This window comes from Bacteroides sp. An269 (assembly GCF_002159755.1).
In the GTDB taxonomy this organism is placed as follows: domain Bacteria; phylum Bacteroidota; class Bacteroidia; order Bacteroidales; family Bacteroidaceae; genus Phocaeicola; species Phocaeicola intestinalis.
In genome coordinates this window covers 1-10,353 of sequence record NZ_NFJG01000137.1, presented here as the reverse complement: position 1 = coordinate 10,353, position 10,353 = coordinate 1, and the positions used below count along the sequence as shown (strand labels likewise).

General features: G+C 49.7%; 7 protein-coding genes and 1 pseudogene. 6 read left to right on the top strand and 2 right to left on the bottom strand.

Features of this window, described 5'->3' with window-relative positions:
• Positions 1–212: 212 nt before the first annotated feature.
• The 4 genes from radA (at position 213) to B5F71_RS17290 (ending at position 4,388) form a co-directional block, all read left to right on the top strand.
• Entirely contained in the window at positions 213–1,586 is a 1,374-nt protein-coding gene (gene radA, locus B5F71_RS17305) for a DNA repair protein RadA (protein ID WP_013617289.1), read from the top strand.
• Between the two features lie 58 nt (positions 1,587–1,644).
• Positions 1,645–2,025, top strand: coding sequence for a GxxExxY protein (locus tag B5F71_RS17300; RefSeq protein WP_087212792.1), 381 nt, complete (start codon positions 1,645–1,647; stop codon positions 2,023–2,025).
• A gap of 44 nt (positions 2,026–2,069) precedes the next feature.
• Positions 2,070–3,737, top strand: coding sequence for an FAD-dependent protein (locus B5F71_RS17295; protein ID WP_087212788.1), 1,668 nt, complete (start codon positions 2,070–2,072; stop codon positions 3,735–3,737).
• A gap of 78 nt (positions 3,738–3,815) precedes the next feature.
• A complete protein-coding gene (locus B5F71_RS17290; protein ID WP_013617292.1) occupies positions 3,816–4,388 on the top strand; it encodes a LuxR C-terminal-related transcriptional regulator in 573 nt (190 codons plus the stop codon).
• 211 nt (positions 4,389–4,599) lie between these two features.
• On the opposite strand, the gene B5F71_RS17285 is transcribed toward B5F71_RS17290, so the two are convergent.
• Positions 4,600–5,805 carry an esterase gene (locus B5F71_RS17285; RefSeq protein ID WP_087212785.1) on the bottom strand — a complete coding sequence of 402 codons (1,206 nt, stop codon included), beginning with the start codon at positions 5,803–5,805 and terminating at the stop codon, positions 4,600–4,602.
• A gap of 429 nt (positions 5,806–6,234) precedes the next feature.
• On the opposite strand from B5F71_RS17285, the pseudogene B5F71_RS17280 reads away from it, so the two are divergent.
• Positions 6,235–6,911 (top strand): annotated as a pseudogene (locus B5F71_RS17280) (acyltransferase family protein).
• 227 nt (positions 6,912–7,138) lie between these two features.
• On the opposite strand, the gene B5F71_RS17275 reads toward B5F71_RS17280, so the two are convergent.
• A complete protein-coding gene (locus tag B5F71_RS17275) occupies positions 7,139–9,484 on the bottom strand; it encodes a sugar-binding domain-containing protein (RefSeq protein ID WP_241148643.1) in 2,346 nt (781 codons plus the stop codon).
• A gap of 126 nt (positions 9,485–9,610) precedes the next feature.
• On the opposite strand from B5F71_RS17275, the gene B5F71_RS17270 reads away from it, so the two are divergent.
• Positions 9,611–10,003 carry a hypothetical protein gene (locus B5F71_RS17270; protein ID WP_087212780.1) on the top strand — a complete coding sequence of 131 codons (393 nt, stop codon included), beginning with the start codon at positions 9,611–9,613 and terminating at the stop codon, positions 10,001–10,003.
• The last annotated feature ends 350 nt before the right edge of the window (positions 10,004–10,353 follow it).

Sequence of the window (10,353 nt, the reverse complement as noted above, 5' to 3'; positions counted from 1 at the left end):
CAGGAAGAAAATTAATGCCAGACCGAGAGAAAAACTCAATTTCTTGACTCCGGCTGAGGTCTTTTTCAAAAATATTTCGTAATGTTGCACTCGCTGGTTGACTCTGCCGGAAGTCCCCCATTCCTTACCCGACATATTTTTTCACCTCTTCAACACATGAATTTCGCAGATTTTTGCCTAAGTTTGCCGAAAGAAACTGAAAAGGGAAAGATATGGCTAAAGAAAAAACGGTGTATGTATGCACCCATTGCGGATACGAATCGCCCAAATGGGCAGGCAAATGCCCTTCGTGCGGACAATGGAACACATTTACGGAAGAGGTGGTACGCAAGGAAACACCGGTGGCAAAACACGCGGCGCACGGCATCGAAAGCGTACGCTCGAAACCACAACAACTGCACGAAATCACTTCGAGCGAAGAGTTGCGCATCGACATGGGAGATGACGAGCTGAACCGGGTACTGGGAGGCGGGCTGGTAGAAGGCTCGCTCACCCTGATAGGAGGCGAGCCGGGCATCGGCAAGTCAACGCTTATCCTTCAGACGGTATTGCGCCTGCCCGGCCTGAAAGTGCTTTACATCTCGGGCGAAGAGAGTGCCCGCCAACTGAAACTGCGTGCCGACCGCATCCCGCATCCCGAAACGACGCAGCTGCTGATAGCCTGCGAAACGTCATTGGAACAAATCTTCACCCACATCAAGAACACAGCCCCCGCCCTGGTCATCATCGACTCCATACAGACCATATCGACCGAAACCATCGATTCTTCGCCGGGAAGCATCGTGCAAGTGCGCGAATGTTCGGCAGCCATCCTCAAGTTCGCCAAAGAGACAGGAACGCCCGTCATCCTCATCGGACATATCAACAAGGAAGGAAGCATCGCCGGACCGAAAGTGCTGGAACACATCGTAGACACGGTACTGCAGTTCGAGGGCGACCAGCACTACATGTACCGCATCCTGCGGAGCATCAAGAACCGCTTCGGGAGCACGGCGGAGCTGGGCATCTACGAGATGAGGCAGGACGGGCTGAGGCAAGTGAGCAACCCGTCGGAACTGTTGCTCACGCAAGACCACGAGGGAATGAGCGGAGTGGCTATCGCCTGCGCCGTAGAAGGCATACGCCCGTTCCTCATCGAAGTGCAGGCACTGGTGAGCACGGCAGCCTATGGCATGCCCCAGCGTTCCGCCACGGGATTCGACCTGCGGCGGATGAACATGCTGCTCGCCGTGCTGGAGAAACGGGTAGGCTTCAAGCTGGCGCAGAAGGACGTGTTCCTCAACATAGCCGGAGGACTGAAAGTGAACGACCCTGCCATCGACCTGGCGGTCATCAGCGCCATCCTTTCGAGCAATATGGACACGGAAATAGAAACCGGCGTGTGCATGGCGGGCGAAGTGGGCCTGAGCGGTGAAATCCGTCCGGTGAACCGCATCGAGCAGCGCATCGGCGAAGCGGAAAAACTGGGTTTCAAACGCATGCTCATCCCCAAACATAATCTGCAAGGTCTGGACCGGAAGAAAATCAAAATCGAACTGGTACCGGTGAGGAAGGTAGAAGAAGCCTTCCGGGAACTCTTCGGATGATGTGTTTCTCTTCACCACAGATTACACAGATTATTTTAATTTATTATTTCTCATGCCGATGAACACGATAGAATTAAACCAATTATCATATAACATTATAGGCTGTGCCTATCAAGTACATAAAGCATTGGGCCCCGGACTTCTTGAAAGCACTTACGAAACGTGTTTATGCTATGAACTGGAACAAAAAGGATTACATTATGAACGACAAAAAGGAATTGACATCAATTACAATGGCATAATCATTCCCAATGCTTACAAAATAGATATTTCCGTAGAAAATCAAGTCATTGTAGAGTTAAAATCGGTAGAAAACCTGTTGCCTATCCATACCGCTCAATTGCTCACTTACTTGAAACTTGCGAACAAACACGTTGGATTATTAATAAATTTCAATACCACAAACTTACAGAACGGTATTAAACGATATGTAAAATAAATTGTTTAATCTGTGTAATCTGTGGTGAGAAAAAAAAGATACCTATGATACAAGAACTTCAATTACGAGTACTGCCCGAACAGGCAGCAAGCGATGACAACATCAAGCAATACATCAGCCGGGAGAAGGGGCTGGACGCACGGACCATCAAGGCGATACGCATACTGAAACGGAGCATCGACGCACGCCAACGAACCATCTTCGTCAACCTGAAAGTACGGGTGTTCATCAACGAAATGCCCGAAGAAGAAGCTTTTACACATACCGAATACCGCAACGTGGAGGGGAAACCTGCCGTCATCGTAGTGGGAGCCGGACCGGGAGGACTGTTCGCGGCACTGAAACTGATAGAACTGGGACTGCGTCCCATCGTGGTAGAACGGGGGAAAAACGTACGCGAACGCAAGGAAGACCTGGCACTCATCAGCCGTGAGCACAAAGTGGACGCTGAATCGAACTACAGCTTCGGCGAAGGCGGAGCAGGTGCCTACTCGGACGGAAAGCTCTATACCCGGAGCAAGAAGCGGGGAAACGTGGAGAAGATACTGAACGTGTTCTGCCAGCACGGAGCGGACACCTCCATCCTCATCGACGCACACCCGCACATCGGGACGGACAAACTGCCGCGCGTCATCGAGAACATGCGCAACACCATCCTTGCCTGCGGAGGGGAGGTGCACTTCCAGACACGCATGGACGCGCTCATCATCGAACACAATGAAGTGGCTGGCATCGAAACGAATACAGGCAAGACGTTCCGCGGTCCCGTCATCCTTGCCACAGGACATTCGGCACGCGACGTGTACCGCTGGCTTTATACCCACGACGTACACATCGAGCCGAAAGGCATCGCTGTAGGAGTAAGGTTGGAACACCCGTCGATGCTCATCGACCAAATCCAATACCACAACAAGGCGGGACGGGGAAAATACCTGCCCGCGGCGGAATACAGCTTCGTGCAACAGGTAGACGGACGGGGCGTATACAGCTTCTGCATGTGCCCCGGAGGATTCGTGGTGCCGGCGGCAAGCGGCCCGCACCAGATAGTGGTGAACGGAATGAGCCCCAGCAACCGTGGTACGAAATGGAGCAACTCGGGGATGGTGGTGGAACTCCGCACGGAAGACCTCGCCCATCCCGACCTGCAACTGCAGGCATGCGAGGCTTTCCCCGACTCGGCGGAAGCACAGACCGAAGCCCTGACAGCACAGGCAAAGACGGAAGAAGGAACAGTACACCCGCTGGCGATGATGCGTTTCCAGGAAAAGCTGGAACAAATCTGCTGGCAACAGGGAAACATGCGGCAGACGGCTCCCGCACAACGGATGGCAGACTTTACCCGCAAGAAACTGAGCTTCGACCTGCCCCCCACGTCGTACAGTCCCGGACTGATTTCGTCGCCCCTGCACTTCTGGCTCCCGAGGTTCATCGGAGACCGCCTGAGCAAAGGTTTCCAGCTTTTCGGGAAAAGTTCGCGCGGCTTCCTTACCAACGATGCCGTGATGATAGCCGTAGAGACCCGCACTTCCGCCCCCGTACGCATCGTGCGTGATGCCGAAACGCTCCAGCACGTAACCGTAAAGGGCCTTTTCCCCTGCGGAGAAGGGGCAGGCTATGCAGGCGGCATCGTCTCGGCAGGCATCGACGGAGAGCGGTGTGCCGAAGCTGCCGCTGCCTACCTCCATCTTTCACCACAGATTACACAGATTTAGAAATAATGCACCACAGAATACACAGAAAAAATGAATGAATTTAATCTGTGTAATCTGTGGTGAAAAAAAACGCATACCATGCCACATACACCTGAAATTGCCATCCTCGAACAAAACACGCTGGCTGCACTCGGATTGCGGACCATCCTCGAAGAGCTGATACCCAATGCCGTAATCCGTATGTTCTCGTCTTTCGGACAACTGATAGACGACACGCCCGACATGTATGCCCACTACTTCGTGTCGGCACAAATCTACTTCATGCATACCGCATTCTTCCTTGAACGGCAACCGAAAACCATCGTGCTTTCGAACGGGGAACATCCGCAGCTGAACGGCGTACCCACGCTGAACTGCACCCTTGCACAAGACGAACTGCTGAAAGCCATCGTGCGCCTGCGCCAGTACGGGCATCACTCCTTACCTCCCCTGCACGCCACCGCGCACGACCTTTCGCCCCGCGAAATCGAAGTGCTGGTGCTCCTTACCAAAGGCTGCATCAACAAGGAAATAGCCGAACGGCTCAACATCAGCCTCACCACGGTCATCTCACACCGCAAGAACATTACCGAAAAGCTGGGCATCAAGTCGGTGTCCGCCCTCGCCATCTACGCCGTGATGCACGGATACGTGGAAGCCGACCGCGTGTAGGTTGTCTTTCACCACAGATTACACAGATTAAAATAATTTTATATGAATGCCCGCATCTTGCAATCAACCTGTAGGGGCGTATCGCATACGCCCGAAAGCGTTCACGTGGATAAGTTGGCGCATCCGGGCGTATGCGATACGCCCCTACATTGGCTGTTTGCGGATATTCAAATAATTTTAATTGAAAATCTGTGTAATCTGTGGTGAAAAACTACCGGAACAGCTCCGGCAAGAAATGATTCAGGTAATTGCGCCAGTTGCTCCAGATATGCCCGCCGTCCGTTTCCATGTACTCATAACGGTAGCCCTGGGCATCGAACCGTTTGCGGAGCCCCACATTGTCCTGATACAGGAAATCGGCAGTTCCGATGGCGATGAAATACAGTTTCGGAGCCTCGGCAAACTGGCGGGCAAGCTTCGTGTCAAGGTCGGCATAGACAAAAGCATTGTCTCCCTTTGCCTCACGGTTGACGGCTGCCGAAAACAAACCTACATAATCGAACAGGTCGGGATAGTTGGCAGAGATGTAAAGCGAATGGAATCCGCCCATCGACAGGCCCGCGATGGCACGGTGCGCCTTGTCGTTCACCGTGCGGTAATGCGACTCCACATACGACACGATATCGGGAAATGCCACCTCGAACGAACCTTCCATCGTCTTCGGATTCATAAACGAAGGCTTGTACATGCTGTTCGGGTACTCGCCCGGAGCAGCTTCCTGCCCGCCGTTCCCGTTCGGCATCACCACAATCATCGGTTTCGCCTTGCCTTGCGCTATCAGGTTGTCGAGTATCTGCACGGCACGCCCCAGTTCGCTCCACGCATTCTCGTCGCCCCCGGCACCGTGAAGCAGGTAGAGCACAGGGTAACGCTCCGTACCGTCCTCGTAACCTGCCGGAGTATAAACCGTCATGCGGCGGCGCTCCATCCCCAGCTTCGGACTGGGATACCACACCTTCGACACCGTGCCGTGAGGCACCTCGCGCACAAAATAGTTGGCAGACAGCTCACCGTCGACCAGAAAATAATTGGTATACGTGGCTATGTCGCGGAGCATATATACGTTGCTGGGATCCACCATCCGCAACCCGTCTACGTAGAAACAATACGTGTGCAATTCGGGCGCAGGCATCGGAGTCTCCAGCGTCCACACGCCTGCTGTGTCGCGCGTCATCGCCTGACGGAGAGGCATCTCTACCGCCCCCAGCGGAGTTTGTTTCTGCACCTTGCCGAAATAGTCGGCTTCTACCGTCACTTCTTTTGCCGCCGGTGCCAACAGACGGAATGTGACTGTCTGCGCCGCCGTATCCACTTCCGGCGAAACGATGTTCCCTGTGTTTACCGCAACGGTCTCTTGCGATTGGGCAGCGAGTGCGAACAGGCATCCCGCCGCCAGCATCCATAATCTTTGTTTCATACTTATCGTTTTATTAATACGTTGACAAAATTAGCACAATTCCCGCAAAGGCATTCCGCTTTCCTCACAGATTATATCAAAAAATAAAATATTTTTTTAGGAACTGTTTTGAATTTATCGTATGCTGATTTAGGATGAGTTTTGAAGACCCCAAAAACTGCCAAAGCACACACGAAAACGAACACATCAAGACGAGAAAAAACTTTTTGTAGAAATTCAAAACAGTTTTTTAATGAAGACTTTACTTTTATAGCGGAATATCGAAAACAAGCATTATCCATTATCTTTGCATATACTACAAGAAGGTAGAGAAAGTAAAGAATGAAGAATAAAGGGCAATGGCACTGCTTATGCTATCAGCCTAAAAGGTGTTGGCTTCTACTTGACTTCTTACCTCCTGTAAGTTTCACAAATTAAAATATTTTACGCATGAAAAGCAATGTATATCTTGCCTCTAAGCCACGCTACGAAATACTGGACGGACTACGCGGTGTAGCCGCTGTGCTTGTCGTAGCCTACCATTTGTTTGAAACCTATTACCACGGCGGTACCAGCCAGCCCATCAATCACGGCTATCTTGCTGTAGACTTCTTTTTTGTCTTGTCGGGATTTGTCATAGGGTATGCTTACGATGACCGATGGGACCGTATGTCGACATGGGGATTTGTCAAAGGTGGTGCTCGGCAATGATTGTCGTATTACTGTGCATGCCCTGGATGGGATTAGGTCCGGAAGGAAACGCACGCTGGACAAACGGGCTTTACGAAGCTGCCTGTATCCTGGTTTTCTTTCCGCTTATCGTATCCATAGGCGCCGGAAGCAGCGTAAAGGGAAGCACCTCGGAAAGCATCAATAAGTTCCTCGGCGACATATCTTTTCCACTATACATCACCCATTACCCGCTTATTTATATGCAAATGGCATGGGCAAACAGCCACAAAGATGCCCCCACAGGCACACACATATTCGTTGCAGTCAGCACTTTCCTGCTTGCTATTCTGATAGCATACGGAGCTTACCGCCTCTACGACCTGCCAGTACGTGAATGGCTGAAAAAGCAATTGTTCAAACCTGCCACCCCTTCTGATGCAAATAAGACAAAATGAATGTCCGCCCACAGCCAATATATAGTCCTGAAAAATGAATATATACTGCATACGCGGTTGAATATATACTGCATACGCATTTGAATATATACTGCATACGCCTATGGATATATACTGCGTTTTCAACTCAGCCGGATTGGCTAACCGTGGACATTCATAATAAACAATACCAACCGGCAGCACACGGATGATGCCAGTCTCTGTGTGCTGCCCCCAATGCTTCAACGTCACCTGAACGAAAGAGAAAGACGCTGCTTCACATCCTTTCCGCCGATATCCCCGACAGATACCTGTATGCTTGCTTTACCGCTCTTCTTATTGGAACGCACCACCAGCAATGCACGTCCTTTCCATAAGCGATGCGTAGAATCGAAATACGGGTCTTCATCTTTGATGTCGGCATTGCCTAAAGCAAGCAACGTAGCCGCCCCCTCGACAGATACCGATAACCGGTTATCAGCCACCGGTACGGTCTGCCCTTCCGCATCGATTGCCTCTATTACTATAAACGAAAGGTCCTGCCCGTCGGCATTGAGCTTACTTCGGTCCGCTGTAAGGCGCAGAGCAACAGGTTTTCCTGCTGTTCGCAAGGTCTGTGTTTCGATTGTTTCTCCATTGCGGATGCCTTCAGCTTTCAGCACACCCGGTGTATATGCCAAGGAAAATACAGCTTTCATTTCCGCTACCGGCTTTTCCTCTATCAGTTGGTCATTCAAGTAGAGCCGTACCATAGGATAATGTGAATATACTTCCACTTCTATCGGTTTACCTTCATGCCCTTCCCAATTCCATGAAGCAAAAGTAGGCCACGTCCCCCACTGCGTAGTCTGTATTTTTCCTTTGTAGCCATCAGGCTCTTTTACGGCGATGTACAAATGCTCGTCTCCCGCATCATTCCACAACATAGAGCGGTAATGGCTGATAGGTTTGCGCAGTCCCGTCAGGTCGATATCGCCACAATAAGCAGCATGCCACGGATAAAGCGGACGGTGGTAATGCTCACCCGGCACATCGCCTTCGTAATACCAGCGTCCAATGCCCGACTCACCGATATAGTCTACCGCCGTCCATACAAAATCACCGATAATGTATGCATGGTCTTTTACTTTACGGAAATTCTTCCAGGCATCGTTGGGATACGATTCGGTCTGCATCATGATGCGTGAAGGGACACGCTGATGATCTCCCTCTGATTTATGTATCATATAATTATACCCCACAATATCGTGTGCTTCAGCCAACGGGTCGTATATCTCCCAGTCTTTGTCCCATGCGGCAAGCGCCGATGTCACCGGACGTGTCGGATCCAGTTTGCGGCAAAGGCCTGCCAGTTTACGTGCCGTAGTCACCACCTCTAATTTCTTCCGTTCGATTACTTCATTACCGATGCTCCAGCAGAAGATGCTGGGATGATTGCGGTCGCGGAGCACCATCGCTTCAATATCACGTTTCCACCATTCGTCAAACAACGTATGATAATCATACGTATTTTTGGCATCACGCCAACCGTCGAAAGCTTCATCGATAACCAACAGCCCCAACTCGTCGCAAGCATGAAGAAAAATTTCCGAAGGAATGTTGTGTGAAGTACGTACGGCATTGAAACCAGCCTGTTTCATCAGCTCTGCTTTCCTCCATTCGGCACGGTCGTAGGCAGCCGCCCCCAAAATGCCGTTGTCGTGATGCAGGCATCCGCCATTCAATAAGACAGCCTTTCCATTCAACAGAAAACCTTTTTCGGCTGAATAGGCCAAAGTACGGAAACCGAAGCGTTCTTCTTTACAATCTACCGTTTCCCCTTCTTCGGTCACGGTGATGCGGGCGGTATACAAGTTCGGGGTATCGGGCGACCAAGGCTTTGCATCGGATAATGCCAAGGTATGCGTTACACCAATCCGCTCACCCGGCTCCAGCACGATTGTTTCAGTCTGATGCTGTCCGGATACTTCTGTTTTTACTTCAACTGTCCTCTTTTCATCCGTTTCGTTCTCTATGTCAGTCTTAATGACTGCTGTATGCAAATCGGGAGTTGTTACCTGGATACCCCAATTTGCGATGTGCACCAGTTCACTTTCAACCAGCCACACATTACGGTAAATTCCCGAACCTGTATACCAACGGCAATTCTTCTGCTGCGAATTATCAACTCTGACCGCCACCGTATTCTTTCCCGTTTTCACATACGATGTAATATCTACAAAAAACGAAGAATAGCCATACGGATGCCCACCTGCACGCTGCCCGTTGACATAGACCTCCGAGTTCATATAGATTCCTTCGAAATAAAGTTGGTATTTCCTGCCCTCAATAGCCTTGGGTAGTTCAAACGTCTTGCGGTACCATCCGATGCCGGCAGGTAAATAGCCTCCATCATTACCGGCTGGTGCATCCTTGTCAAAACGTCCTTCGATGCTCCAGTCGTGCGGAAGCGTCAGTTCCCTCCACACTCCGTCATCAAATACTTTGTTTTTTGCTTCTGCGATATCACCTAAATGGAAACGCCAGCCATTATTGAACAATTGTTTTCCGGAAGATGCCGACACCGAAAGGCACAGCACCAGCAATGCATACATAAGAATCTGTTTTTTCATGGGTATCAATTTTGGTTTCTGAATCTGTTGCAAAAATAAAGAAAATATCCGCCAGATTTCAAGAATTTGTTTAACTTTGTATTCACTCACATCAAAAAACTTCTATTTATGAAAAAACTATCTCACCTTACCCTTGCCATCGGCTTTGCCGGTATATGCCTCACCGCATGCACCAGCTACAGTGCCCAAGATTACGTGAACGACATGAAAAACCTGACCGAAGAAACTCTCAAAAATGCATCTACCTATACGGAAGAAGACTGGAAACGGGTAGGCGAAGAATACCGCAGCATCAATGAAAAAGGCAAAAAAGTACTGGAAAACATGACCGAAGACCAACGGAAAGAACTGGAAAAATTCTCAGAAGAGATGTCGGACAAAGCCGCCGAGTTCAATCATGAGGAACTGAAAAAGCAATTCGATGATATTATGGAACAGGCAAATGATTTTGTAAATGATATAAAACAGCAGCTGCAGGATCTGAAAGAAGAGAATGAATAAAAATAAAGAGAGGTTGTCCGGTTTATTTGCATCCCAAAATTTAAAAACTGATATTGAAAAGAAGACTATCCTCCCCAGCAATACACATTTTTCACTTTGTCTTCCAAATTGAAATACCCCCAATTAAATGGGTTAAATAATAGAAAGAAGCTGAATTCTAAGAATTTTCCAAACAAAATTTAAAGGAGGTTACCTATCCGAGCAACCTCCTTTCTTTGGCTTACTATATGTATAAGAGAGAACTAAGAAGCTGTTTTGAATTTCTCCAAAAAGTTTTTCTTGGCTTGATGTATCCGTTTTCGTGTGTGCTTTGGGCGATTTTTTGGTCCTTTTCGCTCCTGTTCTTCGTC

Coding starts and splice junctions, on each gene's coding strand:
- B5F71_RS17295 (WP_087212788.1), top strand. CDS start 2,070: ATGATACAAGAACTTCAATTACGAGTACTGCCCGAACAGGCAGCAAGC.
- B5F71_RS17285 (WP_087212785.1), bottom strand. CDS start 5,805: ATGAAACAAAGATTATGGATGCTGGCGGCGGGATGCCTGTTCGCACTC.
- B5F71_RS17275 (WP_241148643.1), bottom strand. CDS start 9,484: ATGTATGCATTGCTGGTGCTGTGCCTTTCGGTGTCGGCATCTTCCGGA.
- B5F71_RS17290 (WP_013617292.1), top strand. CDS start 3,816: ATGCCACATACACCTGAAATTGCCATCCTCGAACAAAACACGCTGGCT.
- radA (WP_013617289.1), top strand. CDS start 213: ATGGCTAAAGAAAAAACGGTGTATGTATGCACCCATTGCGGATACGAA.
- B5F71_RS17300 (WP_087212792.1), top strand. CDS start 1,645: ATGAACACGATAGAATTAAACCAATTATCATATAACATTATAGGCTGT.
- B5F71_RS17270 (WP_087212780.1), top strand. CDS start 9,611: ATGAAAAAACTATCTCACCTTACCCTTGCCATCGGCTTTGCCGGTATA.